Here is a 20,177-nt window from a genome sequence, read left to right as displayed (position 1 = left end):
TGTTTCGCCAATTATCCCCCTTTCGGAACCGATCGGCACTGACTACTCTTCAGGTCAAGCATCGATACAGCATGTTTCGACGCCAGCCCATCTCAACTTTTTCGGATCCCCATCATGCCTACTACGCAACCCGCCGCCCCCATCCGCCTTCACACGACGCTGCTGTCGGGTCACGGTCATCGCGTCAGGCAACTTCTCACGATGCTGGGTCTGCCGTTCGAGATCGTCCCGATCGACATGAAAGCCGGCGACAATCGCCGTCCCGAATTTCTCGCGATCAGCCCGTTCGGCCAGGTGCCGGTAATCGAAGACGGCGACGTCGTGCTATTCGATTCGACCGCGATCCTGGTGTACCTGGCGAAGCGCTATGGCGACGCCTCGTGGCTGCCGACCGATCCGCTGGGCGCGGCCGCCGTGCAACGCTGGTTGTCGCTCGCCTCCGGTCAGATCGCTTACGGCCCGTGCCGTGCGCGACTCGTGACGGTGTTCGGCGCGCCCTACGATCACGAGACCGCCAAGTCGATCGCGGTGAATCTGTTCAACGTGATCGAAACGGAATTCGCCCACAAGCGCTTCGCGGCCGGCGACGAACCGACCATCGCCGATATCGCCGCGCACGCGTATATCGCGCATGCGCCGGAAGGCGGCGTGTCGCTCGAGCCGTATCCGAATCTGCGTGCCTGGCTGCAACGTGTCGAGGCCCTGCCGGGATTCGTCGCGATGCCGGCGAGCAAGGCCGGCTTGCTGGCCGACGCTTGATGCGCTGAACCCAGCCGTCTATTCCCACGTTATTCGCCGCGACGCGCAGAGGCTCTCTCATGTCCGATGTCTACATTCCCCTCGCCGATCTCTCCACGCCGGGTTCGCCGTTTCACGCGGGCGAACTGGCGGTGCAGACGCGCGCCGGCGTCGTCGACTTTGCGAACTCGGTCGGCCGTCGCAGCATTCGCACCGAGATGCCGGAGCAGCATCAACAGTTCTTCGCGGAGCGGCCGTTCATGGTGCTGGGCGGCATCGACGCTTCCGGTCAGCCGTGGGCAACCCTGCGCGTCGGCGCGCCGGGCTTCGTGTCAGCGCTGGACGCGCGCACGCTACGCATTGCCGGCAGCGCGCTGCCCGGCGATCCGCTGGCGGGCACGTGGCAAGTCGGCGCAATGATCGGTGGGCTTGGCGTGCAACCGGAAACGCGCCGCCGCAATCGCGTGAACGGCGTAATCACGTCGCTCGATGAAAACGCGGTCACGCTGAGGGTCAGCCAGAGTTTCGGCAACTGCCCGAAGTACATTCAGAGCCGCACGCCAAGCTTTATTGCGCGCGACGCGGCCGAACCGCTGCTGCCGCCAACCCGCTCGACCGAGTTAAGCGACGCCGATCGCGTGCTGCTGCAAAACGCGGATACGTTTTTCATTGCAAGCGCCAACGGCGCCGACGACGCCGGTTCGGCGCGCGGCGTGGACGTGTCGCATCGCGGCGGCATGCCGGGCTTTGTCCATATCGACGCAGCCGGCACGCTGACCGTGCCCGACTTTAGCGGCAACCGTTTTTTCAACACGCTCGGCAACCTGGTGCACGATCCGCGCGCCGGTTTGCTGTTCGTCGATTTCGCGAGCGGCGATCTGGTCTATATCGCGGTCGATGCGGAAATCATCTGGGAAGGCGCGGAAGTCGCGAGCGTTGCCGGTGCGGAACGGCTGATGCGCTTTCATGTGCGCGAAGTGCGGCGCACGCCGGGTGTGTTGCCGTTTCGCTGGTCGCCGGTCGAGTACGCGTCGCAATTCGCGTCGATGCGCAGCGAACCTGCGGCGGTAAAAGTCGAGAATCCCGCGAACGTATGGCACACGTTCAACGTGGTCGACGTGCAGGAAGAAACGCCGGGAATTCGCTCGTTCTATCTGCAGGCAGCGGACGGCCGTACGCTGCCCGCGTTCGAACCGGGTCAGTATTTGCCGATCCGGATTCCCGTTGCAGGCAGCGATCAGCCGCTGGTGCGCACCTACACGTTGTCCGCTGCGAGCGACGGTTTGCGTTACCGGATTTCGGTCAAGCGCGAGGGGGTCGCGTCGACGTGGCTGCATGAACACGCCAAGGTCGGCACGCGCGTTCAGGCACGCACGCCGCGCGGCGCTTTTACCTTCGACGCCGCGAGTACGCGGCCCGCGGTATTGCTGTCGGCGGGTATCGGCATTACGCCAATGACGGCGATTCTGCACAGCCTGATCGCGGCACGGTCGACCCGGCCGGTGTACTTCATTCACGGCGCTCGTACTTCGCAGGACCGGCCTTTCGCGAACGTGCTGCAGCAGATCGCGTCGGCGCACCCGCATGTCGCGGTGCACCTTCTGAACAGCGCGGTCGATTCGTCGGTTGCCGCGCAAGATGGGACACGCGCCGGCCGCGTCGAAATCGACATGGTGAAACGGCTGCTGCCGTTCGACGACTACGACTTCTACCTGTGTGGCCCCGCTGCTTTCATGAGCGACCTGTACAACGGCTTGCGGGCGTTGAATGTACCGGACGAACGTATCCGTTTCGAGGCGTTCGGACCGGCCAGCGTAAAGCGCACGCCGACGATTTCCGCCGCGTCGGCGCCCACTGCTTCGACCGTTCCGGCGCACACCGCCGAAGTGATCTTCGCGCGCTCGCAACGCACGGTGCAGTGGTCCGCGCAAAGCGGCACGTTGCTGGAGTTGGCCGAAGCCAACGGCATACCGGTCGAATCGAGCTGCCGGATCGGCGAATGCGGCACCTGTTCGACACGTCTGCAAAAAGGCCGCGTTGCGTATCAGGGCGAGGTCGCGGCGGATATCGAGCCGGGCTGTGCGTTGCTGTGCGTCGGCAGGCCGGATGCGGCGGAATCCGGCCCGGTGGTGCTCGATCTTTAAAGCACTGACGGCGTCATGGACCTCGACCTCGACGAGCGACGCATGCAAGCGGGTCTGGGAACATTAAACCTACGCCGTGCCGGTTGCGATGCTGGCCAGCGTTTGTCCCGCCGCCACGATGTCGCCCAGGCGGCAGTGCAGCGCGCTCAGCGTGCCGGCAGCCGGCGCGTAAATGCGATTCTCCATCTTCATCGCTTCCACGATCGCGATCGCATCGTCCTGCTCGACCCGGGCGCCGATCTCGATGGGCAGCGCAACCACGGCGCCCGGCATGCGCGTGACGACATCGCCGCCGTTTGCCTTGTCGAGCTCGCCCGCCACATCCTGGCGAGTCAGCAATTGAACCCGGGTGCCCGCCACGTTCAATTCCAGAACATCGCCGAACCTGGCGGCGGCCCAAACCCGCTCGCCGATGCGGCCCTTCCATAAGCCGCCGGTTTGCGTTCCGCTACCGCGAAATGCTGCTGCGCGACCTCGACTTCCGCGCCATCGTGGTCATGCCGGAGCAAGTTGGCTTGCAAGGCCTGGCCCTGGCACTGATAGGTCAGCCTGCCCAACGGCGCGTCAGGGTCCAGCGCGATCCGGTCCAGCGGCCCGATACTGCCGGCCCATGGCGAACGCGCTTCGTGGCCGGCGGCCGCGATCGCGTCGGCGCTGTCCACGAAAGCCGCGCATGCGACAGCCGGCTCGATCGCGGACAGCGGCGCGGCACGACCGATGAATTCATCCACCCGATGCGTATCGACCTGCCCTGCCTGTACGCGCGGGTCGCGCAGCACGCGTTGGGCAAACCCAAGGTTGCTCGTCAAGCCGAGCAGGGTCGTCTCCGCGATGGCGGCCAGCAGCCGCCGCAAACTCTCCGGCCGATTCGCGCCATACGCGATCAGCTTGGCGACCATCGGGTCGTAGAACGACGGCACCGGTCCCTGCCGGTCAAAAGCCGCATCCACGCGGCAACTATCCGGCCATTGCACCCGCAACGCTTCGCCGGGCATCGGGAAAAAATCCTGATCCGGATCTTCCGCGTAGACCCGGCATTCGATCGCGTGGCCGGCAAAGCGGATCGCGTCCTGCTGCAACGGCAACGCTTCGCCCGCCGCTATCCGCAATTGCCACTCGACCAGGTCGAGGCCGGTAATCGCCTCGGTCACGGGAGGTTCGACCTGAAGGCGGGTATTGACCTCCAGAAAATAAAACTGATCGTCCGGCGCAAGAATGAACTCGAAGGTGCCGGCGTTGACGTAGCCGATGGCTTGCGCGCCACGCACTGCCGCGGCCAGCAACCTGGCGCGCACGTCCGCCGGCAGCTTGCTGGCGGGCGCTTCTTCGACAATTTTCTGGTGACGTCGTTGCAACGAGCACTCGCGCTCGAACAGATGCACCACGTTGCCATGGCTATCGCCGACTATCTGCACCTCCAGATGCCTCGGCGTGGCGATATAGCGCTCCACCAGCAGTCGGCCGTCGCCGAAATTCGCTTTGCCGATACGGATCGCCGCATCGATCGCCGCGTCCAGCTCGCGGCCCTCCGTGACCACCTGCATGCCTTTGCCGCCGCCGCCCGCCACCGGCTTGAGAATGACGGGGTAACCGATCTCCTCGCAGGTTTCGCGAATCAGACCGTGCGATTCGGTCGCCTCGCTCGAACCGGGCACGACCGGCACACCGGCGCCGGCCAGCATTTTTTTGGCCGTTGCCTTGTTGCCCATACTGTCGATCGTCCGCGCGTCCGGCCCGATAAAGACGAGGCCCGCCTGCTCGACCGCCGCCGCGAACGCCGCGTTTTCCGACAGAAAGCCGTAACCGGGATGAATCGCTTCGCAGCCGGTGCGAAGCGCCGCGGCAATGATCGCTTCGACGTTCAGATAGCTGCTGCTCGCGGGCGCCTCGCCGATCGGCTCGCGCTCGACCGCGCCCTCGAGATGGGCCGCGTTGCGATCCGCCGCCGAATAGACCGACACGTATTCCACCTCCAGGCGCCGGCAGGTTCGGGCGATGCGGCGGGCTATTTCACCGCGGTTCGCAATCAATATTCGTTTGAACATGGGTTACATCCTGAAGACGCCGAAGCGGGTTTCCTGGGAGGGTGCTGCCGCGGCGAGGGCCAGACTCAAGGTGAGCCACTCGCGGGTCCGGGCAGGGTCGACAATGGCGTCCACCCACATTCGCGCGGCGACGTAGAGCGCTTGCCCTGGCGCTCATAGGACTCGCGAATCGGGCGCTTGAATGCCTCTTCCTCTTCCGGCGTAAACGAAGTGCCCTGTTTCGCCGCCTGTTCCGCGCGGATCAAGGCCAATACGGTGGCCGCCTGTTCGCCGCCCACGACCGAGGTCTTGGCGTTGGGCCACATCGCCATCAATTGCGGGCCGATCGAGCGGCCGCACATCGCGGACATTTCGGCGATATTGCGAAAGATCTTTCCGAAGTGATGTTCGTCCGGAAAGATCTCTTCCTGCAACGGCAGATAGACACCGCCGGAATCGACCAGGTACAGGCACGGCAAGCCCTGCTCCCGCGCGATCTGCTGGGTGCGCAAATGCTTGCGCAGAGTCAGCGGATAGTAAGTGCCGCCCTTCACCGAAGCATCGTTGGCAAAAATCGCCACCGCGTGTCCCTCGACGATCCCGATGCCCGTGACAATGCCGGCGCACGGCACCGCGTGATCGTAGACATCATGGGCCGCCAGTTGGCCGATCTCCATGAACGGCGTGCCGGGGTCGAGCAGCAACGAAATGCGTTGCCGCGACGCCAGCTTGCCCCGGGCTCGCTGACGCGCCCGGGCCTCCTTACCGCCGCCGAGTACAGCCGCTTCGCGCACGGCGTCGATCTGCTCGCGCAATGCGCCAAAGGCCGCCATGTTCCTGATAAACGCTTCTCCCGACGACGGGATGCGTGATTCGATACGTGACATGATCGGTATTCCTGTTTTTGACGGACCGGCCGTCATCCGGCCGGCACCGGCGCATCAAAGCGATCGGGTTCTTACTTTCAACTTCACTTGAAGCAGGGTCAGCGCACCGAGCGCGAACACGGCTAGCGTCCACGTACCGTCGTGATGCAGTAGCACCGAGACCGTCGCGGCGACGCCCGCCAAGCCTTGCTGCAGGAAGCCGCATAGGGCCATTGCATGCGCGCCGTAGTCGTGGGCGTCGCTGACGGCGGTCGCCATGCTGTTGGGAAACAGCACCGCCTGGCCGAAAATCGTCAGGCAATACAGCGCGATGAAAATCCACAGGCCGGCAAAATGATTCAGCAGGCCACCCAGCCAGGACACCAGCATCAGCGTGGTCGCGAGCGCGATCAGCGTCGCGCCGGCATGCATCAGCCGCGCGCCGCCGAACCGGCTCACCAGGCGATTGACCAGCATCGCGCCACTGAAATAGGCGACGCCGATCAGCAGGCCGACGCTGCCGAAGCCCGTCACGGGCAATCGGAAATGCTCCTGGAACACGAACGGACTCACTTCCTGCAAGGTCACGGTCGTGGCGAATCCCAGCCCGCCCGCGCAGGCCGGCCACAGGAACCCGGGGCGTCGCAGCACCGCCCAGTAGGTCGCGGCCATGGCCGAGGTGGCGGCTGTGCGGCGCCCCGTCTTCAACGGCAACGAATACGACATGCCGATCGCCAGCGCGGCGGTCACGGCCATCAGCACGAAACCCACTTGCCAATGGCTGTACTGCCCGATCAGTCCGCCGATAAACTGGCCGCCGCCAAGCGCCGTGATGAAGGCGATCGACAACACGGAAAGCCGCCGCGCCAGTTCGTCGCCACGCCAGTTATCCCGCACGATGATGCGGGCGATGATCGCGGCGCCGCCGCCCGCAATGCCCTGAATGGCGCGCAACACCAGCAGCTCCAGTGCGGACGTGCAGCTCGCGAGCAGCAGACTGCTGGTCACGAACAGCAGCAGCGAAATCAGCAAAGGCCCGCGTCTTCCCCAGCGCTCCGCGGCGGCGCCCCAGAACAGGACCGGCAGCGCCGCGCCGATCACATAGGCGGAGATCGACAACTCGACGGCACTCTGCGTCATCTTCAACTCGCGCATGACGATCGGCAAAGACGGCAGATAAACCGTCGTCGCCATTTGCGCCATGAAGACGATCAGGCACGCCAGCGCCATCGCGCGAAACGCCGAGGCGGCGTTTTCCAGCGGTGCGTCGGCGGCGACAGCAGGCTTGTCACTCATGGTCGGCCTTGAGCTGGTTGAGGCTCGTGGCGAAGCGCCTGATATCTTCCTGCCGCAAATTCGCCCGGATCATGATCCGCAGTCCGGCACGACCCTTCGCAATCACGGGGAAGAAAATCGGCGACGTGTAGAAGCCTTGCTCCAGCAGGCTTTTCGCGAAGAAAATCGTATTGTCTTCGGAGCCGATGGAAATGAAACGGATCGGCAATCCGTCACCGCGGCTATCCGATTCGATCAGTTCGTCGAAATAGCGGACGTTGTCCTGCAAGCGGTTTTGCAGTTGCGGCAACGCGTCTGACCGATGAATCGCAGCGGATGCGATGATCGCCCCCAGACCCGCGGTATTGATACGTTGCGACCAGGTGATCGGGCCGCCGAAACGCGTGGCCAGGTTATGGCGCTGGTGGTTATGACGCGGCCCGAGAAAGATCGCGCCACCCGACGCGCCGAAGCCCTTGTTCAACGACGTGACGATCAGGGTCCGGTCGTTGATCGCGCCCATCTCTTCGAGCACCAGTCCACGGCCATGCCGCCCCAGGGTCGAGAAACCATGCGCTTCGTCGAAGAACAGGAACAGGCCGTATTTGTCCTGCAATTGCAGCAATTCCCTGACCGGCGCCTGGCCGCCGGTGCTGTAGACGCCATCCGCGACGTAAGCCACGCGCGGCCGGGTCTTGCAAAGGTCCTCCAGCGCCTCGAGATCGTTGTGCCGGAGGGTGACGACTTCCGCTTCGTCGGCGCAAATCGGCTTCATCAGGTTCAGGCAGAAATGCGCGTTCTTGTCGAACACCATTAGCGGCGCGACGTCGTCGGTCAATGCGCCGGAGGCCAGCAAGGGCAAGCTCGCCGCCGCCGCCGCGGCGCACGAGGGCGTGGTCAGCACGTCGGCGTCGACCAACTCCGCCAGCGCCTCTTCCGCGCGTTGCAGAATATCGAACTGCACCCGGATTCTGGAAATGGACGTATTGAGAGAACCGGTTTCCAGCACGGCATCGGCCGCCGCCCGCAGAATAGCCGGATGCGAGTCTAATCCGAGGTACGAATACGACGACATGTTGAGAAACGATTTTCCCGTGGCAATCGCTTCATGCACGCCGTCGTTCAGATTGCGGGAGACGATATTGGCCAATCCAGCCTGGGTGGTGACATCCCAGAAATTATTGCTGATCTGGATAGCCTTTTTTGTATTAGAGAATAAATGCATGGAATGTCCGGAGATGACCAGCCGGCGCCGACCCGCACTCCGAAGAGACGGATCACGCTATGCGATAGGGTTATTTATCAACCCCGGTGCCCGCAGGTTAAAAATCAGGCTGAATCGGATCTGGACGACCGATATTCAATGCAGCAAGCCTAACTTTCCCCCGGAAAGAAACCTAAATAATTTTTCGATATAACGATAGCCACCTTGATAAGGCGCTATGTTTTCATGCGGTTTTCAGGCGAAATCAACGCATTATCGCTATATCGAAGAATTATTCTATTGATCCGTTTTCAGAAAAACCTAATACACAAAACTATCAATCCGCATTTTTTAATCTGATTGAAAGGCCGCTGCCGAATATGGCGCATACGCACCGTCCGCTCAAACCGCACACGTCGGCGACCGGCTTTATGTCTCATCCGTCAACAACCGTTCGAGCGGCGCGGCATGCTTCACGAACGGCGAACGAATGACGATATAGCTGAAGTACTTCTCGATCCCAAGGTTCAGATCCAGCAGCTTCTCGACCACCTCCTGATAGTGGCCGATATTGCCCACCAGAAACTTCAGCAGATAGTCGTAGCCGCCGCTGACCAGATGGCATTCGGTGATCTCGTCGATTTCATGCACGTTCGCTTCGAAGCGGATGAAGTCTTCACGACGATGGTCTTTCAGCATCACCTCGGTGAAGACGGTCACCGTGCTCGTCAATTTCGACAGGTTGATATGTGCGCCGTAGCCCGAAATCACGCCGGACGCCTCGAGCCGTTTGACACGCTGAAGGCACGGACTCGGCGAAAGCCCCACCGCATTCGCCAGATTTGCGTTCGTGATGTTGCCGTTCTTTTGCAGCTCCGCCAGGATCTTGATGTCGATCCTGTCCAGTTTTTGTCGAATGCTCATGTCGTGCTCTCGCGTGGGCTGATGCTGCTGCTGGCTGCGTGATCCGTTCACCCTTTGCTGAGTTCTTCGTGGTGCGCCTTCACCAGTTGCGCCATGCTCGTCCACTTGAACTCGACCGCGGGTTCACCCACCGTGCGCACGGTCGCGCCAAAACCGCGCTGTTCGAAGCGGCGGTAGATCCAGCAGGATCGGAGACCGAGTTCGCTGCACGGTTGAAGATCGTGAAAGTGGCTGTCCGCGACATGCAGCACTTCGTCCTTGCGCACGCCGAGCGACGGCAGAAGATCGAGCATGTAGTCGAAATTGCGCCGCGCCGGCTTATAGGAACCCACGTCTTCAGCAGTGATCACCGCGTCGAAATCGACCTGCAATTTCGCGTTGCTATGCGCGAAGCTCTCATTGTCCACATTCGACAACACCACCAGCTTGAAGTACTTCTTCAGGTATTGCAGCGTGCTCGCGGAGTCGGGAAACGCGGGCCATTGTTTCACCGATTGCCCATAGGCCGCGGCTTCGTTTGCCGCTGCGTGGACACCCCATTCTTCCGCCAGTCGCCTGAACACGACGGCAAGCAGATCGCTATACGGCATCTCCGGCGTGTAGCGCTGCTGCTGCGATTCATGGCGCGCGTGCGCTTCGAGCACCTCGTCGCGCGTCAACGGCTTGCCGGCGCGTTCGACCAGCGGCGCAAGCGCGGCCGTGATACCGCGCTCCCAGTCGATCAGCGTGCCGTAACAATCGAAGGTCAGCGCCCTGAAATCCGTGAGTCGCATCGCAGCCTCCCCAAGAGTCGTCGCCATTACTTCTGCAGCACAGCGTCCTGATGCGCCTTGACCAGATCGGCCATGCTGTCGAAGCGGAAATCCACCTTCGGCTGCAAGCCCGGATTCATGGTGGCGCCGAACCCCTCCTGCCCGTGACGGCGATAAATCCAGCACGACGCGAGACCGAACCCGTTCGCGGGCTTGTGATCGTGGAACAGGCTTTCGGCCGTATGCAGAATCTTGTCTTTCGCGATGCCGCGCTCGCCGAGCTTCTCCAGCATGTAATCGAAATTGCGCGGCGACGGCTTGTACGAGCCCACGTCTTCGGCGGTGAAAATCGCGTCGAACTCGACCTGCAATTTCGCGTTGCTATGCGCAAAGCTCTCATTGTCCACATTCGACAGAATCACGAGCTTGTAGTACTTCTTCAGGTACTGCAATGCGGCGACCGAGTCGTCGAACGCCGGCCAGTTCTGCACCGACTGGCCGTAGGTGACGCAATCGGCGAGCGTGAACGGCACTTGCCATTCCTCGGCGAGCCGCTTGTAGACGATCGGCAGCAGATCCCGATAGCGCCGGGCCGGCGTGTACTTCTGTTGCGACGATTCGTGCCGCGCGTGCGCTTCCAGTACCTGATCGCGTGTCAGCGATTGCTTCACACGTTCCAGAAGCGGCCGCAGCCCCTCGAAAATGCCGGTTTCCCAATCGATCAACGTTCCGTAACAGTCGAACGTCAGCGTATTGAAGTCGGTGAGATTCATGCCAGGTCCTTTTGTGGGTTCACAGAATGAACTCACAGTGTATTGACTCGTGGCAGCAGGGGTAGCCGAAGTGAAGGGCGCCAGCGGCAGCCGGTTTCGCGCGAGCGCAGCCGGACAGCAGATTCTGCTGTCCGGCGGGCTTATTTGAACGGCGCCTTTTCCGGCTCGGCCGCGTACTTGTCGCGGATCGCGTTCACGCAGGTGGTGAAGCGTGTGCGGAAACCGACGGGGTCGACGCTCGGCGGCCGAAGTCCGTCGGAGGTCACGGTCCAGCCGTCGGCGGTACGGGTGGCATCGAGATCAAAGGACTCGCCCGGCTCGTCTTCGAGAATCACCGTCTCCCGCACGTCGCGGCCTCCCGCGCGGATCATCGCCTGGCATGCCTGGCGCAACCGGCCGGTGGTATGCGTATTGCCGGCGCCGGGGGCCAGGTTCTCCGGCACGGCGCCGTACATTCGGATTGACTGGAATTGGGCCGGCGTGCCGGCGGTCACGAAGGCGATGTCGGTATCCGACATCCCGTCACTGCAAGCGGTGAGCCCGCCGGCAATCGCAGCCAGCGTGAGGCAGGCGAACGCGCGCCGGGATCTCGGGAAGGTGTGGCGTAGCATGGTCGGTCCAGGTACTCGCGGTATGTTGTTGTAAGTGTCTTGCGGTGGTGTCTTGCAGTGGCCGGAGCCCCGGAACAGCATCAACGAGAACATGTCGATCTCGCCCGGTCCAATGCGGCAGTAAGGATAGCCGATAGCGATGGCAACGATCTAGCTATCCCTATCAAACGAATGCGAAGCGGAGGCCGGGCGGTCGCGCTGCCGTCTGCGGCAAGCCTTGAGTACGGGAAATGAGGTGAGTGCGCCTCATCTGTCGTCAACATTTTTTCCTTTGCCGCCGCATGCAGTACCTGACATGATTCTTTCGATAAGCGCCGGATGATCTCGCATGCCGAACCCGGTTGCGGACCGGCAACGGAGATAAGCATGGATCTGGGTTTCATCGGTATCGGTGTCATGGGCCAGCCTATGGCGCTCAATCTGATCCGGGCGGGCACGCCGCTGACTGTCTGGAATCGGTCGCTCGACAGCGTCGAACCGTTGCGCGCATTGGGCGCAACGGTGGCGGCCAGCCCGGCCGACGTGTTCAGACGAACCTCGGTCGTCATTCTGATGCTCGCTCACGGCGAGGCCATCGACTCGGTACTCGGCCGCGGCACACCTGAATTCGAGGCCAACGTCGCTCGGCACACGATCCTGCATATGGGCACGACCTCGCCCGAGTACTCGCGCGCGCTCGACGCCGACATTCGCGCTGCGGGCGGCTTCTATGTCGAAGCACCGGTTTCCGGTTCGAGAAAACCCGCCGAAGCGGGAGAACTCGTGGCCATGCTAGCCGGCGACGCCGACGTGATCGAAGCAGTCCGCGCGCTGCTCAAGCCCGTCTGCCGCGAGACTTTTGTGTGTGGACCGGTGCCGAATGCCTTGCTGATGAAGCTGGCGGTCAACATCTTTCTGATTACCTCGATGACCGGGCTCGTCGAGGCGGCTCACTTTGCCGACCATCATGGCCTGGACATGCAGCAATTCCGCGCGGTGGTCGATGCGGGGCAAATGGCTAGCAGTATCTCGCGCGTCAAGTCTCTCAAGCTGGTGGATCGCGACTTCACGGTTCAAGCATCGATCACCGACGTTCTGAAGAACAATCGGCTCATTGCCGAAGCCGCGCGAGAAGCCAAAGTGGCGTCACCGCTACTGGACGCGTGCTATGCGTTATTCGGCGAAACCCATGCATTGGGGTACGACAAGGACGACATGATTGCAGTGGTCCGGGCGCTTGAAGCGCGTACCCGCTCGCTAAGCTGATCGTGCTGTTCGCTGGCGCGTGATAGGTGCCGGTGTGCGGTGTGCGCGCGGTGTGACATTGCGTCACTCTTTATCGAGCAGCTAGCGATATCGCGTCTTCTAAACGATCGTTGCCCCAGAACATTTCGTCACCGACAAAGAACGTAGGCGCGCCGAAAATACCGCGCCGCACCGCCTCGTCCGTTTGTGCGCGCATATCGCGCTTGTTTTGCTCGGACAGTGCGGTGGCGATGATCTCTTCCGCCGGCAAATCGAGCTCGCTTAGTGCTCGCGCAACGACGTCCGGGTCATCGATATGCCTGTCGTCGACGAAGTTGATCTGCATCATCCGCTTGCAGAACGCCCCGATCCAATGCTGCTGCGCACCAACCAACGCGACGCGCAGCGGAAGCAGTGCCCGGCGCGGAAACTCGCTGGGCTGGGTCCAGGGCAGGTCGTATTTCTCGCACTGGCGAACCATATCGCGCCATACGTAAGCGCCCTTCTCTTTCTGCAACACGAACGGCGAGTTGTCCCAGCCAAACGACCTGAAGATCGCACCCAATAAGAACGGACGCCATTCGATTGCGACGTCGCTTTGCTGCGCCAACGCCTCGATGCGCATCATGCTCAGATAGCTGTAAGTGCTGCCGAAATCGAACCAGAACTGCAGTGAAGGGCGCGTCGTGAAATCGGGGCTTGTCATGGGTTCTCCGAAACCGGTCGTTTGGTAGCGAGGCATCGCGCCTCGCTATTTTTATTTCCGTCTGCAGCATGTGCCGGCCTGGCGATTCGAAGTCGGCGAGCCGGACTTTGTCCGCGAATTATAGTCTGGCTGCTTGAACGCCTCTTACGCCTCGGCGCCCCACTTTTAAAGCCCCGCGATTGTTGAGCCTGGTGAAACGGTGCATTCATTTCCAGGTGCTTTATCGATTTAATACGTTCGTACATATTACGCACACACCGATGCCTCTCTAACGACAGGCATCGACACCCTCCCCTTTGAGAGACACATCATGAAAACGACTGGCAACACGATTCTTATCACCGGCGGCGGTTCAGGCATTGGTCGCGGTCTCGCTGAAGCGTTCCACCGGCTCGGCAACCAGGTCATCATCGCGGGTCGGCGTCGCGCGAATCTCGACGAAACCATCGCTGCCAATCCGGGCATGCAGGCCATTGAGCTCGATATCGGCGATCCTCAGAGCATTGCTGCGGCGGCCCGTGAATTGGTCGCCAGGTGGCCTTCGCTGAACGTGTTGATTAACAACGCCGGCGTGATGCATATCGACGATCTCAGCCAGCCGGTCGATGACGCGATGCTGGTGTCCACGCTGACCACCAACGTGATGGGTCCAATCCGGCTGACGGGCGCACTCGTCGAACATTTGAAACAGCGGGGGGATGCGACGATTATCAACGTGTCGTCGGTACTCGGTTTCGTACCGATGGCGATGGCCGGCGTGTACTCGTCGACGAAAGCCGCGATGCATTCGTATACGCAATCGTTGCGTTACAAACTGAAAGACACGTCGGTACGCGTGGTCGAAATCGCGCCGCCGTGGGTTCAAACCGACCTGCTGAATAGCAAGGACGAACCGCGCGCCATGCCGCTCGCGCCGTTCATCGAGCAAACCATGCACGAACTCGGCACGGATGCCGAGGAAGCGCTGGTCGAAGTCGCCCGGCCGCTGCGCAACAACGCCGGCCCGAACGAAGCGGCCTTCGTTACGCAGTTCAACGACATGTTCGCTGCCGGCTGACGCGCTTTTCATCAACTGGCTCGGCATGTCGAACTGATTGAATCGAGCTCACACGGCTCGGGCGAGCGGATGACATAATCCGCTCGTCCATCTTTTTCAATAGGGAATTGACGATGCCGAAACCTTCCCATAAAGACACGTTGATTACCGAGGGCATGCGTGTCATTCACGAATACGGCTTCAACGGCGCCAGTGTGCGCGATATCGTCCAGGCGGCGGGCGTACCGCATGGCTCGTTCACCAATCACTTCGCGTCGAAAGAAGCGTTCGGGCTCGAAGTGATCGAGTTGTATTTCGCGGCGGCCCAAAGCGACCTTCGCGACACGCTGTGCAATGACGGGATGAAGCCGCTCTTGCGGCTGCGCAAGTATCTGGACGTGCACATCAAACTCATCAGCCGCAACGACGCTCGCAACGGCTGCCTGCTCGGCAACTTCGCGCTCGATTCGAACGACAGCGAGCCGATCCGTGCGCGCATCAACGAGATTTTCGCCGAGGTCGAGCGGTGTGTGGTGTACTGCCTGGATGCCGCGGTCGAAGCCGGTGAATTGCGATCTGCGATCAGCAATCAGCAGCTCGCCTCGTTCATCGTGGCGTCCATGCAGGGCGCGTTTCTGCTGGCCAAAGCGCAGCGCGATCCCGCACCGGTCGTCAATCTGAAGGACATCCTGTTTTCAACCGTGCTGCAACGAGCGAAATAGGCCTGGGCCCTGGCAACCTCGGTGTCGACGACATCCCAACGCGCAACCTCAATCAAATTTCGATGAGATTGAGAAACTGACGCACGCGTTCGCTGCTCTGCTCGCCGAAAAACGGCTGCGAGGTAGTGTCTTCCAGAACTACACCGCCATCCATAAAGACGACTCGACCGGCGACGTCGCGGGCAAAGCGTACCTCGTGCGTGACGATCAGCATGGTCATCCCTCGTCCGGCAAGATCGCGCATTGCCGTCAGCACGTCTTCGCGCAGTGGCGCGCCGGCAGGTTCGGTGTGGTATCCCCTACCGCGTGGCTGGGGTCGTACGGTTTGAACGTTTTGCCGTCGTTATGGACGCCGCCGGACGTCGTCGGAATCGTCAGCGTCTGGCCGACCTTGGTCGGCGCCGCTGCGCAGGTTGTTGGCATCCGCGATCAGATACCACAACGGGTTGTCGCCGTACGCACTGCGCGCGATCGACTGCAGCGTGTCGCCCGTCATCACCCGGTAGCTGCCCACGCCCGCCGACGGATAGCTCACATCGATCGGCCGATAGCCGATGTTGAAGCGCTGCGTGTCGGTAAAGTTCGGCTTGCCGTTGCTGGCCGGATTCTGCGCGTCGATGCCCATCCCCGATGCGCCGATCTCCTGGCCGTTCGCGCAGATGAAGTACTCGCGATTGCCGCCCTGGTTGCGGTACAGCACATGGCCCGCGGCATCATTCACGAGGCTGCCCCTGCACGATGCCGCCCTGGGGCGTCGTGCCGTCGACCACCATCTGGCGGGTCATCGCATCGTAGGCATACCAGAGGTCGCTGTCCTTCGCGGGGTCCTGCATGGTCAGAACGTGCGTGTGCTCATGCACGCGGTTGCCCGCGTTGTCGTAGTCGATCGTCAGATGCACGCGCGTATCGGCCACATCCCTCAAGCGCCCGAGTGCATCGTAGGCGAGATGGCTGTCCTGACAGATCACGCCACCCTGAGTCGTCCTCTCCAGCACGCGAGCCCCGGACGCGTTGTAGGCGTAGTCGGTTTGCTGGCCGATGGCGGCGCCGTCGATATGAACGAGTTGGCCGGCGGCGTCATATCGATCGCCGAACGCGTTGTACGCGTGACGCACCACGCCGCCGTCGGCGTGCCGCTCCGACGCGGGGTTCGTCTCCGCGTTCGTAGCCGGCCGCCACATTCCACGGCCCATTGAGGTACTGGACGACCACGTTGTAGAACCCAATGCCCTTACCCGACCCGGTCGACGAGTCACGCAAGCCGCCATGAATTTGGCATTCAGCCCGTTAAACGTGTGTGTAATAGGAAATACCATTGTTCGCGCGGACGATCAGGCCGTTGAAATTATTCATGGGCGACGCAATGCTTTTAACCCACGAAGGATCCATTGCTGCTTGCAGCACGTCGTATTGCGGCGAGTTTTGCAAGCCGAAGCGGACTTCGCCGAAACCGCCCGACAGCCCGACTTACGCCAGACGATTGAACGCTTCGGCCGGGTTGGTCGCCGTTCCCGTCTGACCGGAGAAGGCCTGCTCCAACTGGAAATTGACGTGCAGGCCGCCGCCGATATCCTCGCTGCCCTTGAAGCCGTAGCGTGTCGCGAAAAGTCCGCCGGGTACGGCGCGGATCGCCGAATTGCTGCCGCTCGAACTTTGATAGACGAATCCATTGTCGAGCACGCCATACAGTGTGACTGTGGACTGCGCGAACGCGGGGGTGGCGTACGCGCAGGACAAGACCGCGCCGGATGCGAGAGTGCAAAACCTTTTCATGCAATGCCCGCTGCTAGAATAACGGACCTTTTCTTAGGAGCAACAAATGTCCTGGTTCATCTATGAAGTGCCTGAATACCACGAAGACGGAGCGCGTATCGAACCGTTCGGCGACCTGCGTAACCGTGTCCTGAAAGTAAGCGGGCAAGCAATGGTCGACGAATTGGAGAGCGTCCGCGCGAACGCCGCGACGACGGCGGACACGCCCACGCGCCCCTTGCGCGCGGCGGAAAATCCGCTTGTATTCCCCATTCCCTACGCCGACTCGATGATCCTGGTGGGGTTCATCTTCGAACTGAAACGCGAGCTCCGGCAACTGGTGGTGTCGCCGGTGGAAATGCCGTGGTTGAAAGACGCGTGAAAATGGCCTGATCAAGGCAGCACCTAACCGGAGATGCGAACCAGACGGTCGGTGGCGTCAATTGACTGGCTGAAGAATCGGGCAGAGAACTGACAGCTTCGATCGCTGACAGTTGAGCGTCGCCCAGCCCGTACCTGCGTTTGATGTCGCCGGCGAGACTCCGGGCGGCATCCCGACACTCGGGCAAGCAGGTCCTCACTTGGGCCAGGAGTATCTGGAAATCAGGGCTGTCGGGATTTGTAGGGTGATGTACTTAATATGCCAGATCAGTTAGAGCGACAGTGCGACAATATAGTGTAGGCACGCATGGATGCTCGCTATCGCCCACCGGTCTCCGCGCAATCGAGCAGCCCAACCCGCTTTCGCGGGTATCGGTGAACTTCATATGTTCTCCAGCAGGCGGGCGATGGCTTCAGGCGATGGCAACTGATCCTTCAGCTTCTTCGGCAGCGTCTTGGTGATTTCGTAGGTCGCTACACCGATGGGCTTGCGCGCGTCGCGTAGTGCGTACTCGACGATGGTGCGCTTCTTATCCTTGCACAGAATGATGCCGATGGAGGGGGTTTCGTCCCCTTGCCTCACCTGAGCATCCAGCGCGGCAAGGTAAAACTGCATCTTGCCGACGAACTCCGGCTCGAACTCGCCAATCTTCAATTCGATGGCAACCAGCGCTCGCAAACGCCGATGGAACAGCAGCAGGTCGATGAAATATTCCTTGCCTTCCACCTCCATCCGGTACTGACTTCCCATGAACGCGAACATGCCACCCATTGCACGCAGGAAGTCCTCGATTCGGGCAATCAGCGCACGCTCCAGCTCGCGCTCGCTATGCTGCTCGCCGAGCTCAAGGAAGTCGAAGGCGTAGTCGTCCTTCACCGCCAGCTTGGCCTGCGCACGCAATGCCGGGGTTAGCGTTTTGTCGAAATTGGTCTGGCCGAGGAGCGACTTCTCGTCACTCTGGTTGTCGATCTGGTGCGCGAGTACGTTCTTCGACCAACCGAATTTGCGCGTCATGCGCAGGTAGAATTCGCGCTCGTGTGTATCCTTGCAGCGTTCGAGGATGACCAGGTTATGGCTCCAGCCGATTTCTCGCACCAGTGGTGCGAGTTTCTTCGCAGGTTTTTTTACTCGTCACCGTTGGCATACTCCTCCTCGATGCTGTTCACTTCATCGTCACCAAACGCGGCGATGTCGCCGTCACTCACCATATAGTCCAGTCCGGACGGGCCATGGCATCACGTCGAAACGATACCATCCTTTGTTTCATTAAAAATCGCGCTTCCTCGTGCCGAGGCATACCAGCCCGTGTCGGATGAAACCACAAAAACCATGTGGCTGGCCCATACTTCATGCGTAAACCGTCTGAAGCCTTACGGGAATCAGCAAGCACGCCGTTACCCATAAACCGAATTGAAATCGGCAATCTAGAGGACGTTTTCGGAAGATTGTGGAGGAACTCGAATGCCTTCCGGAAAATTAACCAAATATCTTCCGTTTTTGCCCGATTCCGCAGTCAAAGCCGTGATCAAGCATCGGGTCCGTTACGCAAATAACTTCCGAGATCGACACGTTTCAACCATAAATCTTCCGTTGTCGCAAACGGACGTCAACCGAAGGTCCGACTTCGCCCAAGCCGAGCGTCTCAAGATCGGCCAGAGCCGCCATTAGGACGGGCTGAGTTTTACGTCAGCAATGTGGCGGATTGCTAACGGTCGCGACATCGAGCCGCCGGACGTCAGCCTCCCTCATCAGCGAACTCACACTCCCGACCCCGTACGGACACAGAAGCGGGCGCCACCTCCACGGCGTCTTTCAGGGTGCCGGCCATTCACGCCGCTAAGCCGGTTGGCAAGTCATCGGCCAAAGGCGCGGCTCGTGAGCGCGTCGCTAGTCGGATCAGCGAGCTTTCTGCTCGTCCTGCGCCATCGAAAATGACCGCAACGGGTTAGCCGGCGCTTGACGGTTTTTTTCGCGCTCGCCGCACACGCACCCATTCGGGTGATTGTAAGTCGGGGATGCAGCCTCTAGCCTAGCTATACGTCCAGCCACCCGAGACCTCGCGCTTTTCCGGCAATGCTGACTCTGATGGAGGAGGTCATGGAGACCGTTGACGAAGTCGTCTATGTCCTGGATCACGACACGCGCGTTCGCGAAGCACTGTGCGCGGTATTGCGTGTCAACGGCAAGAACGTCCGCGCCTTTGCGTCCCGCAACGCGTTTCTCGCGTGCCGCCGAGGCGGCGGCGCATCCTGCCTGTTACTGGACATGCGCATGCCTGACATGAGTGGACTCGAGGTCCAGAACCTCGTGAATCGCGAGGCAAACATCTCGGTCGTATTCGTCAACGCAGGGAGCGATGTGCCTTCTACCGTCCTGGCGATGAAGAGCGGCGCGATTGATTTCTTCATCAAACCCGTGGAAGAGAACATCTTGATGGCGGCCGTGGAGACCGCGCTGGCCAAGACCCGAAAGCTGCTGCGCGAGGCAGCCAAAAGTGCAGCGCTGATGGCGCTGTACCGGAAGCTCACGCCCCGCAAGCGGGAACTGCTGTCGCTGCTTGCACAAGGGCTGCTGAACAGACAGGCGGCCGGCATGTTGGGCATCAACGAATACACCGTCCAGGTGAAATGAGGAGCGACGCAATGTCAGAAGCCATGCACGTCGACCGCCCTTGGGCCTACGTTACGTCTCTCCTGTCAGGGAACGCTCAACCTTTGCCCCATGCCAGCCGGTCACGCACGAAGCTCACCGCGGCATCCCGCCTGCGCATCAAAATTACCGTGCTCGAACGTCATGGTCCGTTGAGCGCCGTCGTCTCGTGGTCCGATTCGACTGCGTGCTGTTACTGGGAGCAGTTGTGGCGCCGCGGCCGCGCGCGCAAACGCGGCTTTTGCGCACTCACCGGCACCCCGATCGTTGCGGGCGACGAGGTTTTTCGCCCCAGGCTCGTCGCGCCGACTCCCGCCAACATCGACGCCATGATTCTCGCGTCGGTGATGGAAGCCATGCCTCTCGGCGAATTGGCCTGAGGCTTATCCGGGCTT

20 protein-coding genes and 3 pseudogenes are annotated in these 20,177 nt (G+C 61.3%); 8 read left to right on the top strand and 15 right to left on the bottom strand.

Annotated elements, in window-relative coordinates:
- Positions 1 to 114 precede the first annotated feature (114 nt).
- Together FA94_RS37050 and FA94_RS37045 are read left to right on the top strand one after the other, a co-directional pair.
- On the top strand, positions 115 to 759 hold the full coding sequence (locus FA94_RS37050; protein WP_035561584.1) for a glutathione S-transferase family protein: 645 nt from the start codon (positions 115 to 117) through the stop codon (positions 757 to 759).
- Between the two features lie 59 nt (positions 760 to 818).
- Entirely contained in the window at positions 819 to 2,882 is a 2,064-nt protein-coding gene (locus FA94_RS37045) for a 2Fe-2S iron-sulfur cluster-binding protein (protein ID WP_035561581.1), read from the top strand.
- Positions 2,883 to 2,951: 69 nt separating this feature from the next.
- On the opposite strand, the gene FA94_RS39325 is transcribed toward FA94_RS37045, so the two are convergent.
- The 9 genes and pseudogenes from FA94_RS39325 to FA94_RS37000 form a co-directional block, all read right to left on the bottom strand.
- Positions 2,952 to 3,242: an acyl-CoA carboxylase biotin carboxyl carrier protein subunit gene (locus FA94_RS39325; RefSeq protein ID WP_197070283.1), complete on the bottom strand. Its 291-nt coding sequence runs from the start codon at positions 3,240 to 3,242 to the stop codon at positions 2,952 to 2,954.
- Between the two features lie 2 nt (positions 3,243 to 3,244).
- Positions 3,245 to 4,927, bottom strand: coding sequence for an acetyl-CoA carboxylase biotin carboxylase subunit (locus FA94_RS37035; protein WP_197070282.1), 1,683 nt, complete (start codon positions 4,925 to 4,927; stop codon positions 3,245 to 3,247).
- Between the two features lie 3 nt (positions 4,928 to 4,930).
- Positions 4,931 to 5,793: pseudogene (locus FA94_RS37030) on the bottom strand (carboxyl transferase domain-containing protein).
- A gap of 54 nt (positions 5,794 to 5,847) precedes the next feature.
- Positions 5,848 to 7,068 carry an MFS transporter gene (locus tag FA94_RS37025; RefSeq protein ID WP_231585108.1) on the bottom strand — a complete coding sequence of 407 codons (1,221 nt, stop codon included), beginning with the start codon at positions 7,066 to 7,068 and terminating at the stop codon, positions 5,848 to 5,850.
- Positions 7,061 to 8,272: an 8-amino-7-oxononanoate synthase family protein gene (locus FA94_RS37020; protein ID WP_035561575.1), complete on the bottom strand. Its 1,212-nt coding sequence runs from the start codon at positions 8,270 to 8,272 to the stop codon at positions 7,061 to 7,063. The genes FA94_RS37025 and FA94_RS37020 overlap by 8 nt, the downstream gene beginning before the upstream one ends.
- A 408-nt stretch (positions 8,273 to 8,680) precedes the next feature.
- Positions 8,681 to 9,175, bottom strand: coding sequence for an Lrp/AsnC family transcriptional regulator (locus FA94_RS37015; protein ID WP_035561573.1), 495 nt, complete (start codon positions 9,173 to 9,175; stop codon positions 8,681 to 8,683).
- Between the two features lie 47 nt (positions 9,176 to 9,222).
- Entirely contained in the window at positions 9,223 to 9,948 is a 726-nt protein-coding gene (locus FA94_RS37010; RefSeq protein ID WP_035561572.1) for a haloacid dehalogenase type II, read from the bottom strand.
- A gap of 26 nt (positions 9,949 to 9,974) precedes the next feature.
- Positions 9,975 to 10,700 carry a haloacid dehalogenase type II gene (locus tag FA94_RS37005; RefSeq protein ID WP_035561569.1) on the bottom strand — a complete coding sequence of 242 codons (726 nt, stop codon included), beginning with the start codon at positions 10,698 to 10,700 and terminating at the stop codon, positions 9,975 to 9,977.
- Between the two features lie 140 nt (positions 10,701 to 10,840).
- Positions 10,841 to 11,311, bottom strand: a complete 471-nt coding sequence (locus tag FA94_RS37000) for a hypothetical protein (protein ID WP_156126795.1) — start codon at positions 11,309 to 11,311, stop codon at positions 10,841 to 10,843.
- A 366-nt stretch (positions 11,312 to 11,677) separates the two neighbouring features.
- Here FA94_RS37000 and FA94_RS36995 point away from each other — a divergent pair, with 366 nt between their 5' ends.
- The gene (locus FA94_RS36995; protein ID WP_035561563.1) at positions 11,678 to 12,556 is read left to right on the top strand and encodes an NAD(P)-dependent oxidoreductase; all 879 of its coding nucleotides are present in this window, start codon (positions 11,678 to 11,680) and stop codon (positions 12,554 to 12,556) included.
- A gap of 70 nt (positions 12,557 to 12,626) precedes the next feature.
- Here the strand turns inward: FA94_RS36995 and FA94_RS36990 are convergent, their stop codons facing one another.
- Positions 12,627 to 13,241 carry a 2-hydroxychromene-2-carboxylate isomerase gene (locus FA94_RS36990; RefSeq protein ID WP_035561559.1) on the bottom strand — a complete coding sequence of 205 codons (615 nt, stop codon included), beginning with the start codon at positions 13,239 to 13,241 and terminating at the stop codon, positions 12,627 to 12,629.
- Between the two features lie 310 nt (positions 13,242 to 13,551).
- Here FA94_RS36990 and FA94_RS36985 point away from each other — a divergent pair, with 310 nt between their 5' ends.
- Together FA94_RS36985 and FA94_RS36980 are read left to right on the top strand one after the other, a co-directional pair.
- Complete coding sequence (locus tag FA94_RS36985) at positions 13,552 to 14,298, top strand: SDR family oxidoreductase (protein WP_035561556.1); 747 nt, start codon at positions 13,552 to 13,554, stop codon at positions 14,296 to 14,298.
- Positions 14,299 to 14,411: 113 nt separating this feature from the next.
- Positions 14,412 to 14,999, top strand: a complete 588-nt coding sequence (locus FA94_RS36980; RefSeq protein WP_035561551.1) for a TetR/AcrR family transcriptional regulator — start codon at positions 14,412 to 14,414, stop codon at positions 14,997 to 14,999.
- A 52-nt stretch (positions 15,000 to 15,051) separates the two neighbouring features.
- Here the strand turns inward: FA94_RS36980 and FA94_RS38440 are convergent, their stop codons facing one another.
- The 4 genes and pseudogenes from FA94_RS38440 to FA94_RS39850 form a co-directional block, all read right to left on the bottom strand.
- Positions 15,052 to 15,213, bottom strand: coding sequence for an ATP-binding cassette domain-containing protein (locus FA94_RS38440; RefSeq protein WP_408307192.1), 162 nt, complete (start codon positions 15,211 to 15,213; stop codon positions 15,052 to 15,054).
- 129 nt (positions 15,214 to 15,342) lie between these two features.
- A complete protein-coding gene (locus tag FA94_RS36970; protein ID WP_035561546.1) occupies positions 15,343 to 15,720 on the bottom strand; it encodes a LysM peptidoglycan-binding domain-containing protein in 378 nt (125 codons plus the stop codon).
- Positions 15,713 to 16,180, bottom strand: coding sequence for a hypothetical protein (locus tag FA94_RS36965; RefSeq protein WP_051981153.1), 468 nt, complete (start codon positions 16,178 to 16,180; stop codon positions 15,713 to 15,715). The genes FA94_RS36970 and FA94_RS36965 overlap by 8 nt, the downstream gene beginning before the upstream one ends.
- A gap of 106 nt (positions 16,181 to 16,286) precedes the next feature.
- Positions 16,287 to 16,736: pseudogene (locus FA94_RS39850) on the bottom strand (porin).
- Between the two features lie 82 nt (positions 16,737 to 16,818).
- Here FA94_RS39850 and FA94_RS36955 point away from each other — a divergent pair.
- Positions 16,819 to 17,133 (top strand): hypothetical protein, encoded by a 315-nt coding sequence (locus FA94_RS36955; protein WP_035561540.1) that lies wholly within the window; start codon positions 16,819 to 16,821, stop codon positions 17,131 to 17,133.
- Positions 17,134 to 17,514: 381 nt separating this feature from the next.
- Here FA94_RS36955 and FA94_RS36950 read toward each other — a convergent pair.
- Positions 17,515 to 18,255: pseudogene (locus FA94_RS36950) on the bottom strand (PDDEXK nuclease domain-containing protein); the annotation flags it as partial.
- Between the two features lie 975 nt (positions 18,256 to 19,230).
- Here FA94_RS36950 and FA94_RS36945 point away from each other — a divergent pair.
- Together FA94_RS36945 and FA94_RS36940 are read left to right on the top strand one after the other, a co-directional pair.
- The gene (locus FA94_RS36945; protein WP_051981150.1) at positions 19,231 to 19,764 is read left to right on the top strand and encodes a response regulator transcription factor; all 534 of its coding nucleotides are present in this window, start codon (positions 19,231 to 19,233) and stop codon (positions 19,762 to 19,764) included.
- 11 nt (positions 19,765 to 19,775) lie between these two features.
- Positions 19,776 to 20,162 carry a DUF3331 domain-containing protein gene (locus FA94_RS36940; protein WP_231585106.1) on the top strand — a complete coding sequence of 129 codons (387 nt, stop codon included), beginning with the start codon at positions 19,776 to 19,778 and terminating at the stop codon, positions 20,160 to 20,162.
- Positions 20,163 to 20,177: the final 15 nt, after the last annotated feature.

Origin of the sequence: Burkholderia sp. 9120, assembly GCF_000745015.1 — a bacterium.
Lineage (GTDB): Bacteria > Pseudomonadota > Gammaproteobacteria > Burkholderiales > Burkholderiaceae > Paraburkholderia.
Note: the sequence above shows the minus strand (reverse complement) of the source record. Positions and strands in the feature narration are given on the sequence as shown.